General features: G+C 55.1%; 26 protein-coding genes and 1 pseudogene. 9 read left to right on the plus strand and 18 right to left on the minus strand.

Features of this window, described 5'->3' with window-relative positions; genetic code table 11:
• Positions 1–244, minus strand: a pseudogene (locus LBW88_RS12265) (acetyl-CoA carboxylase biotin carboxyl carrier protein); the annotation flags it as partial.
• A 257-nt stretch (positions 245–501) separates the two neighbouring features.
• Positions 502–1044 (minus strand): chorismate mutase, encoded by a 543-nt coding sequence (locus LBW88_RS12270; RefSeq protein WP_224932562.1) that lies wholly within the window; start codon positions 1042–1044, stop codon positions 502–504.
• Positions 1045–1189: 145 nt separating this feature from the next.
• On the opposite strand from LBW88_RS12270, the gene LBW88_RS12275 reads away from it, so the two are divergent.
• Genes LBW88_RS12275 through LBW88_RS12290 form a run of 4 tightly spaced genes read left to right on the plus strand, consistent with a single transcriptional unit; the run spans position 1190 to position 4198 of the window.
• Positions 1190–1762: a peroxiredoxin gene (locus LBW88_RS12275; RefSeq protein WP_224932563.1), complete on the plus strand. Its 573-nt coding sequence runs from the start codon at positions 1190–1192 to the stop codon at positions 1760–1762.
• Positions 1763–1777: 15 nt separating this feature from the next.
• Entirely contained in the window at positions 1778–3007 is a 1230-nt protein-coding gene (locus LBW88_RS12280; RefSeq protein ID WP_224932564.1) for a protein-disulfide reductase DsbD family protein, read from the plus strand.
• Positions 3008–3024: 17 nt separating this feature from the next.
• Positions 3025–3576, plus strand: a complete 552-nt coding sequence (locus tag LBW88_RS12285) for a sigma-70 family RNA polymerase sigma factor (RefSeq protein WP_224932565.1) — start codon at positions 3025–3027, stop codon at positions 3574–3576.
• Entirely contained in the window at positions 3569–4198 is a 630-nt protein-coding gene (locus tag LBW88_RS12290) for an NrsF family protein (protein ID WP_224932566.1), read from the plus strand. The genes LBW88_RS12285 and LBW88_RS12290 overlap by 8 nt, the downstream gene beginning before the upstream one ends.
• 113 nt (positions 4199–4311) lie before the next feature.
• On the opposite strand, the gene LBW88_RS12295 is transcribed toward LBW88_RS12290, so the two are convergent.
• Positions 4312–4707: a winged helix-turn-helix transcriptional regulator gene (locus LBW88_RS12295; protein WP_224932567.1), complete on the minus strand. Its 396-nt coding sequence runs from the start codon at positions 4705–4707 to the stop codon at positions 4312–4314.
• Positions 4708–4807: 100 nt separating this feature from the next.
• On the opposite strand from LBW88_RS12295, the gene LBW88_RS12300 reads away from it, so the two are divergent.
• On the plus strand, positions 4808–5539 hold the full coding sequence (locus LBW88_RS12300) for an SDR family NAD(P)-dependent oxidoreductase (RefSeq protein WP_224932568.1): 732 nt from the start codon (positions 4808–4810) through the stop codon (positions 5537–5539).
• 126 nt (positions 5540–5665) lie between these two features.
• On the opposite strand, the gene LBW88_RS12305 is transcribed toward LBW88_RS12300, so the two are convergent.
• Positions 5666–6016, minus strand: coding sequence for a TonB family protein (locus tag LBW88_RS12305; RefSeq protein ID WP_224932569.1), 351 nt, complete (start codon positions 6014–6016; stop codon positions 5666–5668).
• Between the two features lie 138 nt (positions 6017–6154).
• On the opposite strand from LBW88_RS12305, the gene LBW88_RS12310 reads away from it, so the two are divergent.
• Positions 6155–6526, plus strand: coding sequence for a hypothetical protein (locus tag LBW88_RS12310; RefSeq protein ID WP_224932570.1), 372 nt, complete (start codon positions 6155–6157; stop codon positions 6524–6526).
• Positions 6527–6635: 109 nt separating this feature from the next.
• Here the strand turns inward: LBW88_RS12310 and LBW88_RS12315 are convergent, their stop codons facing one another.
• Positions 6636–7703 carry an SDR family oxidoreductase gene (locus tag LBW88_RS12315; protein WP_224932571.1) on the minus strand — a complete coding sequence of 356 codons (1068 nt, stop codon included), beginning with the start codon at positions 7701–7703 and terminating at the stop codon, positions 6636–6638.
• A 100-nt stretch (positions 7704–7803) separates the two neighbouring features.
• Here LBW88_RS12315 and LBW88_RS12320 point away from each other — a divergent pair, with 100 nt between their 5' ends.
• Positions 7804–8706: a LysR family transcriptional regulator gene (locus LBW88_RS12320; RefSeq protein ID WP_224932572.1), complete on the plus strand. Its 903-nt coding sequence runs from the start codon at positions 7804–7806 to the stop codon at positions 8704–8706.
• 237 nt (positions 8707–8943) lie between these two features.
• On the opposite strand, the gene LBW88_RS12325 is transcribed toward LBW88_RS12320, so the two are convergent.
• The 7 genes from LBW88_RS12325 to LBW88_RS12355 form a co-directional block, all read right to left on the minus strand.
• Positions 8944–9594, minus strand: a complete 651-nt coding sequence (locus LBW88_RS12325; protein ID WP_224932573.1) for a methionine ABC transporter permease — start codon at positions 9592–9594, stop codon at positions 8944–8946.
• Positions 9578–10678, minus strand: coding sequence for a methionine ABC transporter ATP-binding protein (locus tag LBW88_RS12330; RefSeq protein WP_224932574.1), 1101 nt, complete (start codon positions 10676–10678; stop codon positions 9578–9580). Before LBW88_RS12330 ends, LBW88_RS12325 begins: the two co-directional genes overlap by 17 nt.
• Before the next feature lie 2 nt (positions 10679–10680).
• The gene (locus tag LBW88_RS12335) at positions 10681–11481 is read right to left on the minus strand and encodes a MetQ/NlpA family ABC transporter substrate-binding protein (RefSeq protein ID WP_224932575.1); all 801 of its coding nucleotides are present in this window, start codon (positions 11479–11481) and stop codon (positions 10681–10683) included.
• Between the two features lie 20 nt (positions 11482–11501).
• A complete protein-coding gene (locus LBW88_RS12340) occupies positions 11502–12863 on the minus strand; it encodes an LLM class flavin-dependent oxidoreductase (RefSeq protein WP_224932576.1) in 1362 nt (453 codons plus the stop codon).
• A complete protein-coding gene (locus LBW88_RS12345) occupies positions 12860–14062 on the minus strand; it encodes an SfnB family sulfur acquisition oxidoreductase (protein WP_224932577.1) in 1203 nt (400 codons plus the stop codon). The genes LBW88_RS12340 and LBW88_RS12345 overlap by 4 nt, the downstream gene beginning before the upstream one ends.
• 9 nt (positions 14063–14071) lie before the next feature.
• Positions 14072–15277, minus strand: a complete 1206-nt coding sequence (locus tag LBW88_RS12350; RefSeq protein ID WP_224932578.1) for an SfnB family sulfur acquisition oxidoreductase — start codon at positions 15275–15277, stop codon at positions 14072–14074.
• Between the two features lie 332 nt (positions 15278–15609).
• Entirely contained in the window at positions 15610–17031 is a 1422-nt protein-coding gene (locus tag LBW88_RS12355) for a hypothetical protein (protein WP_224932579.1), read from the minus strand.
• Between the two features lie 223 nt (positions 17032–17254).
• Between LBW88_RS12355 and LBW88_RS12360 the strand changes: the two genes are divergently transcribed.
• Positions 17255–18649 carry an amidase gene (locus LBW88_RS12360; RefSeq protein ID WP_224932580.1) on the plus strand — a complete coding sequence of 465 codons (1395 nt, stop codon included), beginning with the start codon at positions 17255–17257 and terminating at the stop codon, positions 18647–18649.
• A gap of 117 nt (positions 18650–18766) precedes the next feature.
• The gene (locus tag LBW88_RS12365) at positions 18767–19702 is read left to right on the plus strand and encodes a helix-turn-helix domain-containing protein (protein WP_224932581.1); all 936 of its coding nucleotides are present in this window, start codon (positions 18767–18769) and stop codon (positions 19700–19702) included.
• A gap of 12 nt (positions 19703–19714) precedes the next feature.
• On the opposite strand, the gene LBW88_RS12370 is transcribed toward LBW88_RS12365, so the two are convergent.
• The 6 genes from LBW88_RS12370 to LBW88_RS12395 form a co-directional block, all read right to left on the minus strand.
• The gene (locus LBW88_RS12370; RefSeq protein ID WP_224932582.1) at positions 19715–20305 is read right to left on the minus strand and encodes an ANTAR domain-containing response regulator; all 591 of its coding nucleotides are present in this window, start codon (positions 20303–20305) and stop codon (positions 19715–19717) included.
• 128 nt (positions 20306–20433) lie between these two features.
• Positions 20434–21138 (minus strand): ABC transporter ATP-binding protein, encoded by a 705-nt coding sequence (locus LBW88_RS12375; RefSeq protein ID WP_224932583.1) that lies wholly within the window; start codon positions 21136–21138, stop codon positions 20434–20436.
• The gene (locus tag LBW88_RS12380) at positions 21131–21862 is read right to left on the minus strand and encodes an ATP-binding cassette domain-containing protein (protein ID WP_224932584.1); all 732 of its coding nucleotides are present in this window, start codon (positions 21860–21862) and stop codon (positions 21131–21133) included. Before LBW88_RS12380 ends, LBW88_RS12375 begins: the two co-directional genes overlap by 8 nt.
• On the minus strand, positions 21859–22890 hold the full coding sequence (locus LBW88_RS12385) for a branched-chain amino acid ABC transporter permease (protein WP_224932585.1): 1032 nt from the start codon (positions 22888–22890) through the stop codon (positions 21859–21861). Before LBW88_RS12385 ends, LBW88_RS12380 begins: the two co-directional genes overlap by 4 nt.
• A complete protein-coding gene (locus LBW88_RS12390) occupies positions 22890–23759 on the minus strand; it encodes a branched-chain amino acid ABC transporter permease (protein WP_224932586.1) in 870 nt (289 codons plus the stop codon). Before LBW88_RS12390 ends, LBW88_RS12385 begins: the two co-directional genes overlap by 1 nt.
• A gap of 12 nt (positions 23760–23771) precedes the next feature.
• Positions 23772–25007 (minus strand): ABC transporter substrate-binding protein, encoded by a 1236-nt coding sequence (locus tag LBW88_RS12395; protein ID WP_058960260.1) that lies wholly within the window; start codon positions 25005–25007, stop codon positions 23772–23774.
• Positions 25008–25075 lie beyond the last annotated feature (68 nt).

Below are 25075 nucleotides of genomic sequence, written 5' to 3' on the forward strand. Positions count from 1 at the left end.
CGATGTGGCCAGTGATTTCTGGCTTAGCCGCTTCAACCGGCGCCGCAGCAACAGGTGCGACCGCAGTCGCCAGGCCTGGCTGCTGCATCATTGGTGCAGCGTAAGCCTGCTGCATCATCGGGTAGCCAGCGTTTGCAGGTGAACGGCTGATACGAACTGACTCTTCGCCTTCAGAGATTTCCAGCTCGGAGATGCCGGACTCTTCAACCAGTTCGATCAGTTTCTTAATTTTACGAATATCCATGACAAACTTTTCCTGCGCGTTATCAACTCGCAGCAGTTATAGCAGAGGGGATTCTCCAGCAGGACATAGGGAGTTCAGTTGGGGTTATAAGGAAAAGGTGGCGGTATGGATCGTTGGCCATCTGAATTTTATCCCCACCTGGGGATAGTGGGTGCTTTATCCCCAGGTGGGGATATCGTGGATAATATTGCAGTCTGTAAGGTGAACGACAGAAGAAGGAGGCGTAACCTTAATACGCCCCGCCATATAAATAACCACTACTTATTCAGACTAATTTTTTGCAGGGCTTCCCACAGCCGCGTTTTATCACCCTGTTCCAGATTCGCTTGATCAAGCGTGTGCAGAAAGGCGGCTTTATCGGTGAAGGGTTTGCCCTGCGCTAACTGCGCACGGATACCGCTCAGTATGCTGGCGCTCAGCACATTAATTTTGGTTCTGACCTGATCCAGCGGCAAAGGCTGCCATCCCTGCTCGGGCGTGGAGAGCCAATCTGCGCGATAGCGATATTGAATCGCTTTGGCTGCATCCATCTGAGCCTGCACAAAGGGTTTCACAGACTCGCCCGCTAAGCCCAGTTTTTCGGCTTGCTGCACAGCGCTGGCCAAAACCTTGTCTTCTTGCGGCAGATCTTCAATCGCAAGATGATTGGCGGCTTTATACCCCGCCACATCCTTCATATAAGACAGACGCTGGTTGATCAGTGAAGCGACATCACTGTTTATCGCCGGGGCCGCCAGCGCGGTAGCCGAGCAAGATAACCCCATTAACAAAATGATTTTACTGAAATAATTCCGATTCATCTCTCTTAGCCTCTTTTTCCATGAGTCACATTGCGCCGCTAATTTAACTTTTTTTTTACTGGCACCGAAACCTTTCCGCCCCCTCCAGCGAACTGATGTATTGAGTCACTAAAACCGGACCTCCCTTACATCGCTGGAGCAGATAATGAAATCGTTCAAAACCCTCGTTTGTACTCTGAGCATCACCGCCGCATTGGGCCTCTCTGCCACCGCTTTTAACGCCAGCGCCGCGCTGCCGGTTGGCGCAAAAGCACCGAATTTCGAACTGCAAGGTGCATTAGCCGGTAAACCATTGACCTTCTCGCTGCAAAAAGCGCTGCAAAAAGGGCCAGTGGTGCTTTACTTCTTCCCGGCAGCGTTTAGTGCAGGCTGTACGATTGAAGCGCATGACTTCGCCGAAGCCACAGACAATTTCACCAAAATGCACGCCACGGTCATTGGTGTAACAGCAGGGAACACCGATCAGGTGAGCGATTTCTCTAAACTGGAATGCCGTGACAAATTCGCCGTCGCCGCTGACCCAGGTGCAAAAATTGCCGCGCAGTATCAGACCACCATGCAGATGAAAGGCAAAACGCTTTCCGATCGCACCTCTTATGTGATTGCGCCTAATGGCGACATCCTGCTGAGTTACACTGATAGAAACCCGGATACGCACATCGAGAAAGCCCTCGCCGCCGTGAAGCAGTACGACGCCGCACATCCGCAAACTAACTAAGCAAAGAGGCCAGCGATGTTAACCGCCATGCTGGCCGCCTTTATTGGCGGCATCATTCTTAACTTAATGCCCTGCGTCTTTCCGGTCATCTCCCTGAAAGCGCTCGGCCTGTTGCGCCACACTGACAATGCCGCCAACGCGCGTCGTGAAGGTTTAGGCTTCTTACTGGGCGTGATCGTTACCATGATGGCGCTCGCAGGTATTCTGCTGGCCGCGCGTGCGGGCGGTGCCGCCGTGGGCTGGGGATTCCAGTTACAGTCCCCTTTGGTGATTGCCCTGCTGTCATTGGTGATCCTTGCCGCTGCGCTCAATCTGCTCGGCGTGTTTGAAGTGGGCTTGTCAGTTCAGCGCGTCGGAGCGGTGGAAATCAATCGCGGCGCATTCTTACGTTCTGCGCTGACCGGTGTATTGGCGATCCTTGTCGCAACGCCTTGCGCAGCACCCTTTATGGCAAGCGCGATTGGATATGCGTTGGTGCAACCGCCTGCTGTGGCACTGGTGATCTTCTTTGCCCTGGCGATCGGCTTTGCGGCACCCTTCACGCTGGTTTCCCTGTTCCCACAGCTGGCGAGATTCCTGCCTCGTCCAGGCGCATGGATGGATGTACTGAAGCGCGGTTTAGCCTTCCCGATGTTTGGCGCTTACGCCTGGCTGGTATGGGTGCTCGCGCAACAGGCAGGCAGCGCGGCATTGGCTACACTATTAGCAGCCTCTGTGGTGGTGGCATTCGCGGGCTGGCTATATGGGATGGCGCAACACCGCCGCTTTGCCGGTAAAGGCCATAAAGTTCTGTTCGCCGTAACCGCCGTATTGGTTATCGCCGTGCTGGCCCCCCTGCCGCAGTTAATTCAACCGGGCGCAGCGCTGGCAGGCGACCAGGTGGCAAGTCAGCTCACCAAAGAGAAGTGGACACCGCAAGCCGTTGCCTCTCAGCGCGGACATGGTAAAGCCATCTTTGTCGATTTCACCGCCTCATGGTGTATTACCTGTCAGGTGAATGAAAAAACCTCACTGTCGACGCAGGCCGTTAAAGATGCGCTGACAAAAACCGGTACGTTGTATATGGTGGCGGACTCCACCAAGTTTAATCCCGACGTCGATGACGCCATGAGCGAGTTTGGTCAGGGCGGACTGCCGATGTATCTGGTTTACCCCGCCGATGGCGGACCGCCAAAAGTGCTACCGCAAGTGCTGACACCGAGCATTGTGGTGAATGCGCTGCAAGCGGCCAGCACCAAGGCGTAATAGTTTCAAGGCGGATTATGCAAGCAAGTGATAGCGCGCGCGAAAGTTGGCCCGCGCTAATGGAACAGGCGCAGGCGGGCGATCAGCTCGCCTACACCCGACTGCTCAAAGCGCTAGTGCCGGTGATACGCGGGCAAATACGCAAACAACTCACCGACCAGGCATTAGTGGAAGATGTGATTCAGGATGTGCTGTTAACCGTGCATCGGGTGCGTCACACCTATGATCCTGCCTACCCGTTCTTACCCTGGCTGATGGCCATCATCTCCGCTCGCGCCGTAGATGCCCTGCGACGACGCGGACGCCATCAGCAATGGGAAGTCCATGTAGAAACGCTAACTGAAGCTGCTATTGCGCCAGAGGCACCACCGCTGGATACACAAGAGGAACTGGCTGGCTATCTGCGCCAGCTTCCCTCGCGCCAGCGCGAGATTGTCGAACATGTGCATCTACGCGAAATGAGCCTGACGGAAGCGGCAGAACATAACAATTTGAGTGTGGCAGCGGTGAAGTCGCTGCTGCATCGCGCGCTGAGCAATTTGCGTCGCTTTGGAGCACACCATGAATAATCATGACCTGTTAATTGAAAAACTCGGCCGCGATATGCAGCCCGTTCAACCAACGCGGCCGACTTATTGGCGTGTATTAATGTGGCTGCTACTGGCGCTGCCCTGCGGCATCGCCGCCAGTTTTCTGGTGCAGCGTACGCTAACCGATTGGTCACAACCCGGCGCAATGCGCGCGCTCATTCAACTGGCGCTGGCGTTTGTTCTCGGGCTGCTGGCCATTCGTAGCGCATTCAATATGAGTATTGCCGGGCGCCGGAGCATCAGCTGGAAAGCCCTGCTACCGATTGGTTTACTGTGGCTGGGATTGAGCCTGAGCAGCATTCCTCATGCGATCGCAGAAGCACACGACAACGACAGCACCCGTTGCTTTACCTTTCTGCTAGTGGTCAGCACACCGATGATGGCTCTGATGATTGCCAGTTTACGGAAGACACGCGCACTTCATCCGGTTCGCAGCCTGGCGATGGCCGGACTAGGTATCTCCTGCATGGCAGTCACCCTGTTGGCGTTTTGCCATCCGGTGCATCTGCATCCTATGGATTTCGTGATGCATCTGGCCGCGATAGCGGTGATTGTGGTGATGACTGTGCTATTAGGTCGCCGCTGGGTGAAGTTAGGTTAAGGCAATAAAGGGATACTCTCTAATAAGCGTTAATACAGAATTAAACGGCAGCGCATCGTAAATAAGCTAATGCGCTGCCAATCTCTCCAATTTCCTAAAATAAAACCCAATCCTTAGACCTCTTCCACTAACTTTTTCGCTTCAAGTTTTGTGAGGTCATAAGCGGCCTGCGCTTGTTCCATCTCAGAACCGTACTCCATCGCCCAGCTCGCCAAGGCCATAAACGGCTGCTGCAGCGTCTGCGCTAAAGGTGTGATGCTGTATTCCACGCTGATGGGCGCAGTCGGTAGCACTTTGCGATTGACCAGACCATTGCGCTCCAGACGTTTAAGCGCATCCGCCAGTGCTTTGTGCGTAATCCCATCCAGTCTGCGGCGAATCTCATTGAATCTTGAGGGCTGTGTGCAAAGCACGGTGAGAATTAATATTGACCATTTATTGGTAATATTTTCCAAAACAGGTCGAGTTTTACCGATGTCAATCAATGGCTTGTCAGTATTCTCATTCATGGCGATATACCCGTATATATCTGATATAAACTAAGTGCGTAATTGATATCAAGTATAGTTTTTATATCATCTGGGTTCCACTCTTAAAGGAGCATTGCAGATGAGCAGATTAGAAAACAAAGTTGCCGTGGTACTGGGCGGCGCAAAAGGTATCGGTTTGGCGATCAGCCAGCGTTTCGCCAGCGAAGGAGCAACCACCTGGTTTACATCCCGTCGTGAAGAAGAATTAGCCATTGCCAGCCGCAAGATATCCGGCATCGCTAGGCCGTTGCGCGCCGATGTCAGTCAGAAAGAAGAGTTGGCCGGTATTATGGACAGCATCAAAAACACCTCAGGCCAGTTGGATGTGTTGGTGATCAATGCGGGCATGTCGGAATACGCCCGGTTAGACGAGATCAGTGAGTCTCACTACGAGCAGATTTTCGGACTTAACGTGCGCTCGCCGCTCTTTGCTTTACAAGCTGCGCTGCCCCTGCTCAAACCAGGTGCGAGCGTGGTGTTGATTGGCTCAATTGCTGATGTGATTGGCACGGAAGGTTATGGTGTTTACTCTGCCAGCAAAGCCGCTCTGCGCTCCTTTGCCCGCACGTGGACCCGTGAACTCGCCCCTCGCGGTATTCGCGTCAATGTGGTCGCACCCGGCCCTGTGGATACTGAAATGATGGCAGCAGCTTCAGAACAGGTACGAAAAGGGCTCACCAGCGCCATACCGCTCGGCAGAATGGCGAAACCGGAAGAGGTGGCCAATGCCGCGTTGTTCCTCGCCAGTGATGAGAGCAGTTATATCGCGGGCGCTGAGATCTGCGTTGATGGTGGGTTGACGCAGGTTTAGAAACGACATTTAAACAGCCATCGCAAGATGGCTGTCACTAAATTCAGAGATAGTCAGTGTTCGAAAAGAATGCTTTGCTCACCACACCTTAAGCACTCTGAATTATTGCGAAGACCGCTTAGCCCATCACAACATCGAATCACTTATATTGGGCGGAGGACTCACGCGCATCACCACATTCATTGGAATATTTTTAGCGGGATGGCCTTTTTCAAATCGCCACTTGTTGACAGCTCTTATAACCGCGTCATCAAACAGATGGTCAGGTGTGGATTGAACAATGCGCATTTCACTGACCTTACCTTGCGCATCGACATCATAAAAAAATTGCACCTTTCCTTCGATATGATTCTTTGCAGCATAAAAAGGGTAATCAGGCTTATCCATTCGCAGGGCTTTGGGATGTGCTTTATTGGCGGATGGAGTGGTGCAACCTGCTAATGCCAGAGTGAGAATGATGGGCAGTACCTTGAACATAACAACCTCCTGTTGTTGATAATCATTCTCATGTTATCATCCCTTCATATCAACAAGATAGCGCCAGTTTTGCGTAAAGAAACCTTCATTAGGCTTCTGCTACCATGTTCACCCATCAAGATTAAGGATTAATCGTCGATGAAAAACATCGTATTTATCTACATGCCCAGTCCAACATTGTTCAGAACACCGGGATTCGGAATAGGTGGTGGATTGTTTGCCTATTTTCGCGAAGATAAATATATCGCCGCAGTGCAGAAGGCGATCGATAAACGCCAATTGAACTGGCGCTTCACCCGCGACACCACAGAGTCGAATATTGAAACGCTTATGAACGAAGGTGTTGAATTACTGGTCTGTGCTCCCGGTCTGCGCTTTATGTTTTATCGAAAAAATTTTGATAAGCAACGCATGGTGTTTCTCACTACGATGGAATTTATGAGTAACGACGTCCGACCCGTTATGCGTAAAATACGGGAGCTTGAAGATAATCAAGAATCATTACGTTGAAGGTCCCAAATACCTCAGGTTGGATATCTGAGCCCGAACATTTTAGAGTTAGTTTTAGGACGAAGGTGCGCTATGACGCGCACCCCGAAGCAGATGTCGATAACAAAAGTTATTGCGGAATCACCTTCTCCGCCTTCAGCCGATCAAACAGCCCAGTAAACGAATCCAGCGTTGAACGATATCCGGTGAAACCCGCCTTACGGCTTTTGCTCATGTCGGTGAACGCTTCCATTGGACGACCCAGATCCGCATCGGTGTGCCACCACGAAGCCAGCTTATTAATATCCGCCTCACGCAGCTGTTCGCGCGCGGCAATTTCACGCCATTCGTCTGCGGCTTCCTGCATGCGCCCTTCTAATGGCATCATCTGCGCAGGAAACGCGGCGGCCTCAACGCCAAAGTACGCGGCCAGACGGGGCCACAACCAGTTCCAGCGGAACACATCGCCGTTGACCGCGTTAAAGTCCTGATTCGCCGCTTCATCCGCTGTCGCTGCCCACAATAACTGCTCCGCCAGCAAACCGGCGTCCGTCACATCCGTAATACCGTTCCACTGCTCGGGCGAGCCGGGGAAGATAAACGGCCAGCCCTGCTCTCGACACAGCGTGGCATACACCGCCAGCGTCTGACCCATGTTCATGGCATTGCCCAGCGCATAACCGATGATGGTGTGCGGGCGATGCACGCTCCAGCGATAACCATATTTCCCGGCACCTGCAAAGATTTCATCTTCCTGCGCATAGTAGAAGTTATCGACCGGCTGGCGTCCCTGCTCTTCGCGGAATGGCGTCACCGGTACCGCGCCTTTGCCATATGCCTCAAACGGGCCCAGATAGTGCTTCAGACCCGTGACCAGCGCCACATGCGAACCCTTGAGGCGCTCGCCGAGCGCCTCAATCACGTTGCGCACCATGCCGCCGTTAACGCGAATATTCTCTTTTTCATTCTCCTGACGAGACCAGACGCTAAAGAACACCGCATCAGGCTTCTCTTGTGACAGTGCGACGCTGACCGCATTAGCATCGGTGAGATCTGCGGTCAGACTGCGGCAACCCTCAGGGATCGCGCCGCGTCCACGGGATAATCCAGTGACCTGCCATCCTTCACTTTGCAGTTTTTCCGCCAGCGCACGTCCAATGACGCCGCTGATGCCGACAATTAACGCCTGCTTTTGCATTTCAATTCTCCTCGGTTTCAGTAATCATTAGCCTAATAGAGAATTTAATTCCTATCTCTGGCTTTAATTCACATCATTCACAACCTGGATTCATGAATAGATGCACGATCAGCGCCTGAAAGACATTGTTCCCTTTGTAGCCAGCGTCGAGAGTGGCAGTTTTGCAGCCGCGGCGGAACGTTTGCACCTGACCGGTTCAGCCGTCAGTAAAAGCGTGACGCGATTAGAAACCCGTCTCGGTTCACGTTTGCTGGAACGCACCACGCGCAGCCTGAAGCTCACCGATGCCGGTAATGCCTACTATCAAACCTGTCTGCGCATCATGGAGGAGCTGGCCGAAGCTGAAGCGGTGCTGGCAGCGCAGCGCAGCATTCCTTCGGGCAGATTGCGTGTTGCGGTGCCAAATACTTATGGCCGCCTCGGAGTGATGCCGCTGCTGATTCCGTTTTGTCAGCAACATCCCGAGTTGGAACTCAACCTCACCTTCTCGGATCGTTTTATCGATTTGTTTGATGAGGGGATCGATGTCGCGGTGCGCATTGGCGGTTCGCCGGATGTACCCGCATCGCTAGGCTGCCGACAGATGGGGCGCGAGCGCATGGTGTTTTGCGCTGCGCCGGAGTATTTAGCCCGCGCAGGTCGTCCTCGCAACGAAAGCGAGTTGTTGCAGCATCAGGCGATTATGTACGAACGTGTGGATGGCAGCAGTAAGCCCTGGCTGTTTACCACCGCCGATGGGCATCCGCACTGGCGCAATGTGCCACACCGGATGGCACTGGGCGACGTGGATGCGCAAGTTCAGGCGCTGTGTGGCGGATTGGGCGTGGCGCAGATGCCCTCGTGGTTGGTGCGCGAGCCGCTGGCGCGCGGTGAACTGGAGATCATCTTGCCGGAACAACAACCCGATGGTCTGGCTCTGACGCTGATCTGGCCGCGCCGCAAGCAGTTGTTGCCGAAAGTCGATGCGCTATTGATGGCGCTGGCAGAATTACAGATTCGCTGAGGTAGGCGGCCTGAAGGCCACCCACACCACGAAGGTCTACAAATCATAACCACCTGCACGTTTTGCACGACGGCCATCGCTAAGTGCACGTTTCGCATCCGCGCGAGAATGATGGGCAAATTTTGCGGCGGCGCTGATGATGGCGTGTATGATTTGTAGCGTCGCAACCGTTGTGGAAACATTTAGCGAGACGCAATGTACTGTCCCTCGTTCATAGATGAGCTGAGATTCAACGGCTCAGCGGTGATTTAACCGCCGCGATAAGCGATCGCCAAAAAATTGCAGCACCGTCACCAACGCCACCAGCACCACGATCACCGTCAGCATCACCTGCATATCAAAGCGCTGATAGCCGTAGCGATAGGCGAGATCACCCAATCCGCCCGCGCCAATGGCACCCGCCATGGCGGAAGCATTGATCATCGTCACCAGCGTGATGGTAAAGCCACTCACAATGCCGGGGCGCGCTTCTGGCAACAGCACATGCCAGACAATATGCCAGCGATGAAAACCCATCGCCTGCGCCGCTTCGGTCAGTCCTTTGTCCACCTCACGCAGACTCACTTCGGCGATGCGCGCAAAAAAGGGCGTCGCTGCTAAGGTCAGCGGCACCACTGCCGCCCATACGCCATAGGTGGTGCCTACAATCCAGCGGGTAAACGGGATCAGCGCCACCATCAGGATCAAAAAGGGGATCGATCGAAACAGATTCACTACCCATCCCAATACACGATTCAACAGCGGGCTGGGAAACAGATCGTCGCGACCCGTTACCACTAAAATCACCGCCATCGGCAAGCCAATCGCCAGCGCTAAGAGTGATGACACGCCGACCATCAGCAGCGTATCCAGCAGCCCGGTCCATAAACGATCAAGACTCAGTGACATAACCTGTTACCTCCAGTTGATCCGCTGAGTCTGTCAGCAAGTCATATACCTGCGCCGCATCATGGTGGGCATCCAGCAGCAACAGCAGTTGCCCGGTGGGCTTACGCTCAACCCACTCGACCGCGCTATAAATCAGCGTTAACGCACCCGGCACGCGTGCGCTGATCGCCGCCAGATCGGGTTGCGCGCCCTGACCGCTGTAGCGTAATCGCACCAGTAAACGTGAATCAGGCTGCTGGCGCGTCGGCGTCAGTAGCGGTTGCAGTGCTTCAGGCAGCGCCGCAAACTGCGGGTTGAGCAACTGCCGCGTGGTCTCCTGTTGCGGATCGCTGTAGACCTGCCACACCGGGCCGCGCTCAATGATTTCACCCTGATCGATTACCGCCACCTGGTGACAGAGATCGTGCACCACATCCATTTCATGGGTGATCAGCACAATGGTGATGTGCCGCTGCTGATTGATTTTTTTCAACAGCGCCAGAATTGAACGCGTGGTTTCGGGATCGAGTGCCGAGGTCGCTTCGTCACACAGCAACAACTCAGGGTCGTGCACCAACGCGCGCGCAATGCCGACACGCTGTTTCTGTCCGCCAGAAAGTTGTGCAGGCCATGCGTTTTGGCGCGCCTCCAGCCCCACCAGCGCCAGCAGTTCATCCACCTTCTGCCGCCGCTGTTGCGCGGGCACGCCCGCCACTTTCAACGGCAACTCAATGTTTTCCCGAACGGTTTTCGCCGACAACAGATTAAAATGCTGGAAGATCATCCCGGTGCGACGACGCCACGCCACCAGTTCGCGGTCGGTTAAACTGCTGAGGTCGATACCATCAATCACCACCGTTCCCTGGGTGGGCCTTTCCAGACGATTGAGGCAGCGAATCAGCGTGGATTTTCCCGCGCCGCTGCGGCCAATAATGCCAAAGATCTCACCGCGCTTAACCTGCAAATCGATCTCCTTCAGCGCCTCCTGCGTCTGTCCGGCATAACGTTTGCTCAGCGCACGAATCTGCACGTGCGCCTTGCCAGGCACATCCACGGTGGGCGTCAGCAGCGCATCATGTTCGCCGGGAATCGTCAGGCTCACCATCCTTACTGGCTCCAGCCCGGCTGATACAGCTTGCCGTAAAAATCATCCAGTTTGGCGCGTACCACCTGAGAGTGCTGGTAAATATCGACAAACTTCTTCAGACGCGGATCGTCCTGATGTCCTTCGCGCACCACGAACTGAATCACATACTCTGGATGTTCGAGGCCATCAAACAGCAGCGCATTGTTGGGATCGATGGTTTTCGACAAACGCAGATAGTGCGGATAGCCTTGCGCCAAATCGACTTCATCCAGCGAACGCGACAGTTGTACCGCTTCGACTTCGATGATCTTCAGATGCTTCGGATTGCTGGCAATATCATCCACGGTGGATTTCAGGCCCGCACCCGGCTTGAGAGTGATCAGCTGCGCCTTCTGCAGCAGCAGCAGCCCGCGTGCGCCATTGATGGGATCGTTGGCAATCGCCACCGTACCGCCGTCAGGGATCTGATCAATGGCAGTATGTTTTTTCGAATAAAGACCAATGTTATTGATGATGGCCGGCGCATAGGGCACCAGGTGGAAACCGCCCTGCTGATTGGCGTTTTCAAGGAAGGGTTTGTGCTGGAACAGGTTCACATCAATGTCGCCGTTCTCCACGCTGACATTCGGTGCGGTCCAGTCTGTGAACTCCACCAGCTGCACCTCAAGCCCCTGTTTTTTGGCTTCGGCCACGGCGGTTTCAAGCGGTGGCGCGAAGGCTGCTGTGGTACCCACTTTCAGCGGGCCGCTGTAATCATTGGCGGCAAATGCGCCGAAGGTCAAAATCGAGGCGCTGAGCGCCAGTACCTGTGCAATCTTCATATCAAATCCCTGAGGTTAAATTAACGAATATTTTGAGCGGGACGCCAGCGCGCCGCCGGGTGGCGATCGGGCAAACGGTCCTGCTGCTGGAATATTTTTTGTCGTAAGCTGCCGGGCTGATAGGCGGTTTTATAACGACCGCGCTGTTGCAACTCCGGCACCACCAGATCGATAAAATCGCGGTAGCTTTGCGGATTCAGGATGCGCGTCAGGTTAAAACCATCGATGCCACCTTCATCGATCCATTCAATCAACGCATCCGCCACCTGCGAAGGGTTGCCGACAATCAGCGGATAACGGCTGCCCATGGCGTGCTGCGCCAGCAAGCGACGGCGTGTCCAGCCGTTGAACGCCTTACTCACCGATTCAATGGCGCGCGTGTCGCCGCTTTGGATAGGTTCATCCAGACCAAACGCCGCCAGATCCAAGCCAATCGAACTTGAGAAGTGTGCAATACCCGCTTCCGGGCTGGCATATTCGAGGTAGCTGCGATGCTTTTCCTGCGCTTCGCGTTCAGTGGGCGCGACAATCACGCTGACACCCATAAAAATGCGCAGATCGTCAGCATGTCGTCCTGCCGCCACCGCCGCCTGACGTAAACGTGTGGATTGCTCGCGCATCGCCGCCGGTGAAGCCGCATTCACAAACGAGCACTCAGCGTGGCGTGCGGCGAACTGCACCCCGCGCGTCGATGAACCCGCCTGAAACAGCAGCGGTGTGCGTTGCGGTGAGGGGCTGCTCAGGTGATAACCCTGCACCTGATAGAACTCGCCCTGATGATTGATTGCATGGATCTTGCTGGCATCGGCGTACAGCCGTTTGGCTTTGTTCGCTTGCAATGCATCATCCTGCCAGCTGCCTTCCCACAGTTGATAAGCCACATCGAGGAATTCATCCGCCTGGTCATAGCGGCGGTCATGATCTTGAAGCTGCTTCTGGCCCATGGCGCGTGCGGCGCTGTCGAGATAGCCGGTGACAATATTCCAGCCAATGCGTCCCTGGGTGAGGTGATCGAGCGTCGAGAAACGGCGAGCAAACGGATACGGCGCTTCATAGCTGAGGTTAGCGGTGACGCCAAAGCCGAGATGTTGCGTTACGCTCGCCATGCCGGAAATCAGCATCAAGGGATCGTTGACTGGCAACTGGATCGACTCGCTGGCGGTCAAGCCAATGCCATCTTGATACACATCGTAGACACCGAGAATGTCAGCGATAAACAGGCCGTCAAACAGGCCGCGTTCCAGCAGACGTGCCAGATCCAGCCAATACGTCAGCGAATTGAAATCCACCGAACGATCGTCTGGATGCGTCCACATCCCATGATGGATGTGCCCCACGCAGTTCATATTGAATGCGTTCAGCAGAATGTGTTGCTGGCTCATATTGTCCCCCGGCGCGGCGGCAGCACATCGTTGAGCAGATAGTTGCCAATCGCCGGATATTTCCAGCGCACTGGATCATGTAGCGTGTGGGTACGCGCATTGCGCCAATGGCGATCAAAATGGTGCTCTCGCAAGCTGGCGCGCGATCCGCCTAACTCAAACAGCAGATTGCCGGCTTCCAGCGACACTTCGGTGGTCCAGGCGCGCGCTTTCGCCACTTCTATTGAGGCACGCGCAACGTTTTCCGCCGTTGCTTCACGCTTCGCAGCGTCTACCGCCTCTCCAGCGACAGCCAGCAATGCATCACCGGCACTCAGTCGTGCCGCCATTCGGCCAATGCGATCCAGCGTGAGCGGATCCTCGCTGGCTTTTGTCACGCCGCTGTCCGGCCACGGCCGCGCACGTTCACGCACAAAGCTCAGCAGGTCGTTAAACGCCTCACGCGCGATACCCTGATCCACTGCGGCATGCATAATCTGCGCGAACGGGCCAACGGTGGTTGGTCTTTCAAACGCGGTTTGGAACGGCACCACATCTTCTGCGGCAATCGCCACCTCGCGGAACTGCACGCTGCCGCTGCCGGTGGTGCGCTGACCAAAGCCGCTCCAGTCATCAATCACCGTCACACCAGGCTGCTGGCGCGGGACAAACACCAACTGCTCTTTACCGTCATCGGCCAGCGCTAAAGTGGGAATACGATCGGCGAACAGCGCCCCCGTGGCATAAAACTTATCGCCGTTGAGGCGTAAACCTTCGGCATGCTGCGTGATAGCGGTGGATCGTTGATGGGCGGTGGGCGAACTGAACTCGGCTAAGGCATTACCCAGATGCACCCCGGCTGATACTTCGGCGTAAAGTCGCTGCTGCTGCGCTTCACTGCCGTTGACACGTAACACTTCCAGCGCATAAAAGTGATTTTGCGGCACCTGGCCGATTGAGCCATCTGCTGCACTGAGAATCACGAAGATCTCAGCCAGTTCGGCGGTGGAAATGGCGATGCCGCCATGTTCGCGCGGCACGGTGATGGCACCGAGGCCCGACTCAAAATAGCGCTGCAGTTCTGCATGCGGTAGCTCGCGCTCGAAATCGCGCTGCGCCGCACCGCTGCGGAAGCGCTCAGCAAGGCTGTACGCGACTTCCAGCGCATGTGCTGCACTGCTGATACGCTGCGCACGCTGTTTGGCGGAAACCTGCGTCATGGTAACTCCTTAAATCCAGGCATGACGCGCAGGCAGCACGTCGTTGAGGTAATAGTTGCCGATGGCGTGATGCTTCCAGCGAACGGGATCGTGCAACGTATGGGTGCGCGCATTCCGCCAGTGCCGATCAAGGCCATGACGCAGCAGCGTGGCGCGGCTGCCGCCCCATTCCAGCAGTTTCTCGCTGGCGCGGAGTGCGATCTCGGTGGTGAGCACTTTGGCTTCTGCCACCGCAATCGAGGCGCGCGCGCAGTTTTCAGCAGTGAGTGACTGCTGATCGATGCTATCAATCACGCGGGCGGCACGGGCCAACAGCGCATTGGCTGCACTCAGCTCGGTACTGATGCGCCCGACGTCGGCGAGGATATAGGGATCGTCGGCATTACGACTGACTCCGGCATCGACCCATGGACGGGAACTGCTGCGCACGAACGCCAGCGCCTCATCCAGCGCCCCCTGCGCGATCCCGGCATCGATGGCAGCCTGAATCAGCTGAGATACCGCACCGCGCAGCGTGGGTTTTTCGGCTGCAGGCAGCGGCATGGTTAGCGCCGCCTCCACCGTAACCTGCTGCAGTTTCACTGTGCCGCTGGCGGTGGTGCGCTGTCCGATGCCTGACCAATCATCAATAACTTCCACCCCCTCAGCAGGCAGTGGAATAAACGCCATCACCGGCTGTTCAGCGTGAAACGCCGTGGTGGCAAGCACGTCCGCGAACAACGCACCAGTGGAATAGAACTTTTCGCCCGTCAGCTGCAAATCCTGTGACGTTGTCACCAGCTGTGCCTGTACATCCCGCGTATGTTGGGTGTTTTTCTCTGGCCCGCCATTACCCAGACGTTGACCCTGCACCACTTTGCTCAACAAAAACTGCTGCTGTGCCGCGCTGCCTTCGCCAAGAATGAATTGAATTAAACCAAAATGATTTTGCGGAATTTGCCCCAGCGAAGGGTCGCTGGCCGAGATCACGCGAAAGACTTCCGCCACGGTCTGGAACGACAATCCGCCACCGCCGAACTCGCGCGGCACGCTAATACTGCCGAGCCCCAATTGGGTGAACTGATTGAGCAGTTCACGCGGATAAATACGCTGCTGGTCGCGTTCTACCGCACCGGCCAACGCCTGCTCTGCCAGATGTTGAGCGGCGGCAATGGCTTCTGCATCGGTGGTTATCACCGCAGCGCGCGGCGTTAAGGAATCACTGTTTTGCGTCATGTTTTATTTCACTTTTTACCGCGCAGTGAATAATAAGCCCGCTCTTTAGTGAGCCGCAGGCCATGGAATGTATAAAGAATTGAACGGGATATTAATCAGGGGGGATAAAACAAGTAAATAGCGTGGGTTATGCTATATCTGGCAATCCGTTGCCACTAATCAGATATACCATCATCAAGCCCTGGGATAATAAGGAATACGCGGAGAGCAGCAAGCGCGCTGAAAATAAATGCCGAGAAAAGTCTTAATAGCAATTAACACTAATGATGGTTAAAAAACGCATTAATAAAATAAAATGCCCAGTAGCGAGATGATGGTACTGGGCATCGTGTTTAATTCTCTGACTCAAACAGTGCGCGGGCGTAATTCTGTGAAGAGACATTTTTCTCGCTGTGCGGGATCTCCACGCTATCGATAAGCTTGGCCTGTTGATAGCTTTTTACCGTCTCATGCTGAGTGAGTTGCTGCGTGGTCTGCGCTGCCAGCTCACCCTTTTTGTTCTGCGAAACCACGGTCTGACTGCGCTCTTCATCGTCAATCAGATGGAAACGGTAATTCTGTGATGACTTAAGTGCGGTCAGTTTCGCTGCCCCATCAGAATCGAGTGCGGTATGGAAACTGGCCTTGAGTTTGAACAGCGTATCCTGTGTCAAATCCTGAGTATCAGTATGCTGCTGCGAGCGGGTTTGCTGCGCAACCTCTAATGAGAAAGTATCCTGCTCCTCCGGTTTATAAGGATTGTCAGAACGTGGCGTCTGCTGATAGCTGGCGGAGAAATCGGCCAATCCGCTAATGGCACCGTTCTTCGCGGCATTAGCATCAATTGAGATCACTCGCTGGGTATTCACGCTATGGCTTGCCTGTCCTTCAGTAGTATTTAGCGCCCGGAAGCTGGATTTGAACAACGACAGCATGTCACGATCGCCGTGCCCACGCGCAGCCGCCTGATCAAATTTGGCAGACCACTGTTCGAGTGCGGCGGCCTGCTGTTCGGCGCTGCCTGCCTGAGTCAGCCTGGATACATCTGTATCGAGCTTGATACTGACATCACCGTTGTGAAAACCGAGCCAGCGCTCGTTATCATCCGCGTGAAGGTTGAGGGACTGCGTAACGTTGTCGCCATTACGCAGATCGGTCTTCAAATCGACGCTTTTCAGCTGCGAGGTATCAAACTTCATCAGGTCGCTGATATCTAATTGCGTCGTCCCTGCGTCCAAACCGTCCAATGCTTTTTGCAAGCCGTCGGAGAGTTGGCTGATGGCAGCGGCTTCATCACTGTTGAGTTGACCGCCACTGGTATTCAGCTCCACCACCAATCCGCCCTGCTGGCGCGTCATTTGCAGACTCACCTCAATCCCCGACTGTGTGGTCAGGGTGAGTGCCACCGCACTCTGGCTATTACTGGTGACATTGGCTGCGGAGGTTGCGGGTACGCTTAAAGTGACATTGTCACTATTTTGCATCAAACCCTTAAGCAAACTACTGCCGATACCGCTCATGCCAACACCACCCGATTGGGCCGCCGCATTGAGTTGCGCCTGCAAATTGCTGCTGATCGTGCCACTGCTCTGCACCTGTGCTGGCACAATTTTATAGATAGCTGCGATGGCCTCACTCGCCTCACTGAACGTCACTTTAGTGGACGCTTCAGCCTGTAAGTGGCTTTGTGCTGCCCTGCTGTTCGCGGTGATATTTACGCTTGAACCCGCGGTAATCAGGTTGCGTAACACGCTGTTGCCAATCCCGTTTAGCATCAAAATAATCCTTCTTGTGAACTATTCCTGAAGGTTATCGGCAAGAGTTCGCCTCGCTTTAATATTCTCCCTGAGTTGTTCACTGCACTCTTCGCGGCTGGCACTTCTGGCACAGCATCTGTCTGCTTAAACACAGCCGAACCCGCGCGTCTGATTTACGTTGTTGATCAACACATTGTCTACCACACAGGTAGCATCTCATTTCAACAGAGGTAAGGTCGCGATGAACAACCTGCATTATAAAAGCTTGCTGGAAATTGGACGCCTGATTCAGTCTGGCGACATCACCTCGGTAGCGGTCACTGAAGCGCTGTTAACGCGCATCGACACTCTGGATAGCGACCTGCACAGCTACTTCCACGTTATGCGCGACAGTGCCTTAAAGCAGGCGGCTGAGGCTGATCAGGAAATCGCTGCGGGTAAACTGCGCGGTCCGCTGCACGGCGTGCCGATCGCGTTGAAAGACCTGATCTGGACCAAAGACGCCCCCACCAGCCACGGCATGATCATTCATAAAGATCACTATCCATCGGAAGACTCGACGGTGGTTGATCGTTTCCGCGCTGCCGGTGCGGTGATCCTCGGCAAGCTGACGCAAACCGAAAGCGCCTTTGCCGATCACCATCCAGAGATCACCCGCCCTAACAACCCGTGGGGCAGCGCGCTCTGGACCGGTGTCTCCTCCAGCGGTTCTGGCGTCGCTACCGCCGCTGGGCTCTGTTATGGCGCCATTGGCACTGATACCGGCGGCTCCATTCGCTTCCCGTCAAATGCCAACGGACTGACCGGCATCAAACCGACCTGGGGTCGCGTCACGCGCCACGGTGCCTGCGAGCTGGCCGCTTCGCTCGATCACATCGGTCCGATGGCACGATCCGCAGGTGATGCCGCTGCGATGCTGCAAGCCATTGCCGGGCGCGATGATAAAGATCCGACCTCCAGCAGCGAGCCGGTGCCGGACTATCTGGCCTTAATGACGCGCGGTGTCAGTAAAATGCGCATCGGACTGGATGCGGGCTGGGCGTTGGAAAAGGTGGATTCGGAAACTCGTGCCGCGTTGGAATCGGCGATGGCTACCCTGACATCGCTAGGTGCCACCTTTGTTGACATTACCGTGCCTGATACGGAAAAAGCCGCCGCCGAGTGGAGTGCGCTCTGTGCAGTGGAAACCGCCCTGGCGCATGAAGAGACCTATCCGGCGCAGAAAGATCAATATGGTCCGGGATTATCTGGCCTGCTGGATCTCGGCCATCAGGTCACTGCACTGGAGTATCAGCGCCTGCTGCTGAGCCGTGCGGCACTGCGTGGTGATATCTCAGCCCTGTTTAGCAAAGTGGATTTGATTCTGGCGCCCGCCACCGCTTATGCCGGATTAACCTGGGACACCATGACCCGTTTTGGTACCGATCAGGCACTGTTTAACGGCGTATTGCGCTATACCAGTGCATTTGACGCGAGCGGACATCCTACCATCACCCTGCCTTGTGGCATGACTTCGGCTGGTGCACCCATTGGTTTCCAGTTAGTAGCCGCCCATTTCGATGAAACCACAATGATTCAAGGCGCATGGGCTTATCAGCAAGTTACTGAATGGCATAAAAAACATCCAGCCCTCTAATAACGTTTTACCTGGCCGCACTGCATGACGGGTGCGGCCTTTTTACGCCGTTATGGCCTGAAACTTGCTTGATTTGTTGTGATTTCACCCTTTTCGCCAGGTTTAGGGGATGTTGCCATGAAAGAAACGTTCACCACGGATCACTTAGATAATCGCCACCGCTTTGATGCCTGGCGTGACGCCGTCTGTTCGCGCTTGATTAATGCAGAGGCGCGTCAGGTTAATGCCGGTGCATTTTCCGGCAGCTTTGGTTATTCAATGTTGGGCCATGTCGATATTGCACACCACGTGTCGCAAACCGCGCTGGTGTGGCAACGCACCACCGAATGCATCCGCCGCCATCCTAATCATGATTTTTATCTTGGCTACGTCCGTTCCGGCATGGGGACATTGCGGCAAAATGACCACCAGTCACGCGTGTGCGCGGGTGACGTGGTGATTTACGATGCCGCAACGCCCTTTGATTTCGCCATGGATAACGTGGCCATTAACATTGTGCACTTGCCCCGCCAGATGATTGAAAAAGAGGCGCCAGCGATTGCCCGGCTCGCGGGAAAAACGCTGGACCTCAGCCGTCCAGGTATGACCTCACTCAAGCAACTGCTGGAAGAGGCGTTTGTCTTCAACGCCGAGCGTGAAAATACCTTTCTCGCGGAACAGTTCGCCAATACGCTGATCAATATGATCTCGGTGAGTGTGAATTTGCAGAAAGGTGATGACGCGTTAAAACCGGATCTTTACTCGCGGGTGGTGAGTTATTTGCGGCAGAATCTGCAGGAAGCGGATCTGACCATGGCGCAAATTGCCAATGCCCACCATGTTTCCCCGCGCACCATCAGCCGCGTGTTTGCTGCACACGGCACCACGCCGATGAATTTTGTCTGGCAGGAGCGCCTGCTGGCGTGTCGCAAGGCACTGGCAGAAGGTAAAGCGCGCAACATCACTCAGGTAGCGCTGGATCATGGCTTTAGCGATATGTCGCATTTCAGTCTCGCTTTCCGCAAAGCCTTCGGTTACACCCCGAGCAGTTTGCTGCGACAAACCGAGGTATAACGGCGTCTTGTTCTACCCTTTCTGCAACTGACTAATGACACGCTCAGCAGTAAATTCCAGACTGCTGCGCGTGTTCATCGCTTCGGTACGCATAAATCGATATGCACCTGATTCATCCAACCCGAAAGTCTGCATCAACACGCCCTTGGCCTGCGCCAGGCGCTCACTCTTCGGTTTACGCTGCTGGCGAGCCTGCAGTTGCCCCCGCAACTGGGCATTCTGCCGGGCGGATTGCCAGGAGCCGATGATCTGCACAATCAAGGCAAAGGGATTAAGTTCTCGCTCGGCGATAGCAGTGGGCTGCAGTTTCATTAACAGCGGAAACAAGCGCGCATCGTGGCAGTTCGCCAGGGCAATCACCGGCGTATGATGCTGTTGCAATGAATGGAACAGCGGCGTTAATAACGCCTCGTGGTGATTTTCAATCGCCACCAACAGCAGTTGCGCGTCTGCCGGGCATTCGGCGACAGGCGGCCAGCTGTGTTGTGCGTGACAACCGATTTGCGTCAGTGAGGCACAAAAAGCCCGCACGCTTTGCGAATCAGGATGGAAAATATGCAACTGCACACCCGCAAGCGTTTTCAGCAAAGATGGCTCATTCATGTTTCACCCGTGTGCATTCTGAAGTTCGTACCATCACGTTAGAAGAGTCGGGCAATCGATGCTGTGTTGCTGCTGCCGGATGCTGTGTCAGGCGAGACAGGGCATTCACCCCGTCCCGCTTCCAGGATTTAGGCGTGAAAGCCTAAAAACTGCTCCGCCACACTGGCACTAGGCTGGGTGCGCGGATCAATCTGCTGCACGATCTGCCCTTTTTCGATCACATGAATCCTATCCGACAGCGCATACAGAAACTCGATATCCTGCTCCACCAGGATGATCGAGATATCCATTTCATGACGCAGCCGCTGCAACGTCTCAATGATCTCCTCGCAGATATTGGGCTGGATGCCTTCGGTCGGCTCATCCAGCAGCACCAGCTGTGGTTGCCCGCAGAGACAGCGCGCCAACGCCAGCAACTGCTGCTCACCGCCAGAGAGTGCGCCGCCCGGCTGGGCCAGTAAGCGTTTCAGGCGCGGGAAAATCTCCAGCATCTGTTCGATGATTGGACCCGCACGTGAAAAGTGCTTCACGCAGCCCATGCGCAGGTTCTCCTCCACGGTCAGTAGCGGGAAGATTTGCCGCCCTTGTGGCACAAACCCGATGCCCGCCACCGCCCGTTGGTGGGCCTGATAGCGCGTGATATCAATGCCGTTCAGCGCGATAGTTCCCTGCCAGGCGGGCAGTTCTCCCATGATGGTGCGCAGCAGCGTGGTTTTTCCCATGCCGTTTCGCCCTAATACTCCGGTGAAGGATTTCGCCCCAACAAACAGCTCGGACAAGTGCAGAACCGGAATTTTGTTGTAGCCCGAGACCATCTCTTTTATTTCAAGCATGTTTAATCTCCAGATTGCCGAGATACGCCTCTTTCACCAGAGGATTCTGCGTCACCTCGCGGAAAGTCCCCTCCGCCAGCACCGCGCCCTGATTAAACACCGTGACCTGCTGCGCGATCATGCTGATGAACTCCATATCGTGCTCCACCACCACCACGGTGCTCTGTTGATTGATCGCTTTAATCAGCTGGGCGGTTTTGCGCACTTCCTGATGCGTCATGCCTGCGGCGGGTTCATCCAGCAACACCAGTTGCGGACGAGAAATCAGGATCATCCCTAACTCCACCCACTGTCGCTGCCCGTGCGCCAGCTCCGAGAGCACGGCATCCTGATGATCTTCCAGTCCGATATCGTGCAATACCTGATCAATTGCGGCAGGCAGAGCCGCTTTCGCCAGCTTATTGGCTGCCGCCTGCCACAGATTCTCCCGGACGCTCAACCCTTCAAAGACGCTCGGCACCTGAGTTTTGATGCCGATACCCAACCGGGCGATATCCCAGGGACGTTTGCCTGAGATCACTTGATTGCGATAGCGGCATTCACCGCGTGTGGGCGTTACCTGACCGCTGAGCATTTTGAAAAAGGTGCTCTTTCCCGCGCCGTTCGGGCCAATCAGGCAGCGAAGCTCACCTTCATGCAGGGTAAAATCCACCTCCTTCACCGCATGCACACCACCAAAACTGACGCCCATTTTGCGCGTTTCCAACAGGACTGTTGCCGTCATGGTTTCACCTCACTCACCGATGTACGGGTTGCCGCCAGCGTGGCAGGACGCTTGCGCCGCCACAGCCGTTGTACGGTCGGCAGGATGCCACCGGGGATCAGCAGCACAAACACCGCCAGAATCACGCCGAGTACCAGATTGACATCCACCGTTTGCTGCGCGCCCAGCCGTGTCACCATCCACTGCAATAGCACACAACTGATCACCGGACCGATTAGCGTGCCGCGACCGCCGACAATTACCCAGATGATGATTTGCGCCGACTGACTGATGCTGAACACGCCGGGGCTGACAAACGCCCCCCAGTTGACGTAAAGACAACCGGCTAATCCGGCAATCGCCGCGCCAATGGCAAAGGTCACCAGTTTATGAGCCGGCACGTTATAGCCGAGCAGACCCGCACGCTGTTCGTTTTCCCGAATCGCCACCACGGTTTTGCCAAAGCGGCTGATTAGCACAAACTTCAGCAACGCATAGCACAGTGCCAACGCACCGGCGGTGACCATAAAGATCGCTTCAGGCGACAAGATCGCGTCTGGCTGGAACGGCATGTTAAGTGTTGGCACCGACGGGATGCCGTTAAAGCCGCCCAGCAGCGCTTCGCCAATATGGTATTCACTGCCCGAGGTGGAATTCACCCAGTTAAACAGCACCAGGCTCACCGCCAGAGTGATAGCACCGAGGTACACATCACTGACGCCACCGTAGAAAATCACGTAACCCAACAACAACGAGAACAGCGTTGGCAGCAGCACCGCCATCACTACGGCCCAGGTGGAATCACCCCAGTTGATGGCGCAAATGGCGTAGGTGTAGGCACCCAGACCGAAAAACGCTGCCTGACCAAAACACAGGATGCCGCCATAGCCCCAGATAAACGCCAGGCTGAGTGATAACAATCCCATCACCAAAAACACTGTGATAGAGAGCAAGGTGTACAGCTCAATCACGCCTGAGAGCCAAAACGCCAACAGGATCATCATCAGCGCACTGAGCAGAATGCGCACTTTTTCCGAAAACAGTTTCATTACAGCGATCTCCTGAAGAAGCGCCCGGTGATGCCCTGCGGCAGCAGACGCAGCAGTACAATGGCACTCAACAGCAGCGCCACCGCACCAAACACCGGCGTGGAGAGATAAGTGACTAATTGCGAGATGGTGCCGAACAGCATGGAGGATGAGAGCGTGCCAGCTATGATGGCGCTACCCCCGCCAATCACCGTGATAAAGGCTTTGGCGATAAAGCTGACGCCGATGGTCGGAATCACACCGGTAATGGGTGCCAGCAGCGCGCCACCCAAACCGGAGAGCGCGGCTCCCAGACCGAAGGTCAGGCTGTAGATTTTACCGGGATTACTGCCCAGCGCCGCCGCCATGCGCGCATTCTGCATGGTGGCACGCGCGCACAATCCCAACGTGGTGAAGCGCAGCAGCAGCCACAATGCCGCCACCAGGCACAGCGCGAACACAATCATAAACAGCGAGTAGCCGCTGGTGCTGTAACTGCCCACATTCACGCTGGGCAGTGGCGAACTGATGCCCAGCGTGGTGTTGCCAAACAGCATGGTCGCGGCTCCGATTAACGCCAGACTCAGTCCCCAGGTGGCCAGCATGGTGTCGATCATCCGGCCATACAGATGACGAATAATGACGCGTTCAATCACCATGCCAAACACGCCAACACAAAGCGGCGCAACCACCAGCATGGAGATCCAGATCGGCACACCAAAGTGGTTAGTGGCCATAATGGCGCTGTAACCGCCCAGCATCATAAATTCGCCGTGCGCCATATTGACGATTTTCATCATGCCAAACACCACCGCCAGCCCCAGACTCATGATCACCAGCACCGCAATGGCATTCAGCACTTCGATGCCATAGATAATCGACAGATCCATTAGCGCCTCCCGTTACAGCTCAATCTGATACTGTTTGGTATCACGTGGATTTTTCTTCAGGTCGCACACCATGGCGGTATCGACCGGTGCCTGATTGGTGAAGGTTTCCAGTATCTTCATCTGATGGTTCTCCACCTCGGCAATGTGCACGTCCAGCGAACAGTGATGCGTAGTGGGATCGACACTCAGCTGACCGCTTGGCGAGGTCAGTGTGACGCCTGACTCCAGCGCTTCGATCACTTTCATGCGGTCGATATCCCCCGCCTTACGCACCCCCTCGGCCCAAATCAACATTCCCTGATACGCGCCCATCGCCAGATCGCTGATGTACATATCGCCGTAACGTGCATGGAATTTATCGACAAAAGCTTTGTTCTCGGCAGACGGAATTTCTTGCATGTAGTTCGCCGCCACCAGAATGCCGTTGCTCTCTTCTGGCGACAGAATGATGTGTTCGTTGCCGCCGCCAAACACCGTAGAGGCAATCGGGATCTTGCCGCTCATGCCTGCCGCATGCCATTGGCGGTAGAAGGAGATGTGCGCGCCGCCCACCAGCGCTGACCACACCATGTCTGGTTTGGCGCTCTGGATTTTTGAAATGGCGGCGCCGAAGTCCGTGACATCCAGCGGGAAGAACTCTACCGTCATGACCTCACCGCCGTTGTCACGCACTGACTTCTTCACCCATGACGAAACAATCTGGCCGTAGTTGTAATCCGCCGCCAACACGTAGACTTTCTTGCCCCACTTCTTCATGGCGTACGGCACCAGTTTCTCTACGGTTTGTGCCGGCGTGGAGCCTGAAGAGAAGTAGTTGCGATCGCAGACGCCGCCTTCGTACTGCGCTGGATAAAAATAGAGCGAGCGGAAACGATCCAATACCGGACGAATCACCTCGCGCGATGCAGACGTAATGCCGCCGTGCACCACCGCCACTTTGTCTTTCAGCGCGGCCTGCTGGGCGTATTGCGCGTAAAGCTGCATGTTAGATTGCGCATCATAATTGATGATTTGCAGCGGTCGGCCTAACAATCCCCCGGCTGCGTTGATCTCATCCGCGGCTAAGTTGATGGCGTTGGACATCGGCTTGCCATAAATATCCAGCCCGCCTGACAAATCGAGAATGCTCGCCACTTTGATGGCGTCTTTGCTGTCAGCGGCGAAGGTGAATTTTGGTGCTACCCCCGCAGCCAGGCCCAATGCTGATACGGCAGATCCCTGAAGAAATGAACGACGACTAATAGCCATAGCACCCTCGCAATGAAGTAATTGGAATAAATAGAGTTGGAGTATTCCGGGAACCGGAAGAGATATAC

This window comes from Pantoea sp. alder81 (genome assembly GCF_020179835.1).
Lineage (GTDB): Bacteria > Pseudomonadota > Gammaproteobacteria > Enterobacterales > Enterobacteriaceae > Pantoea.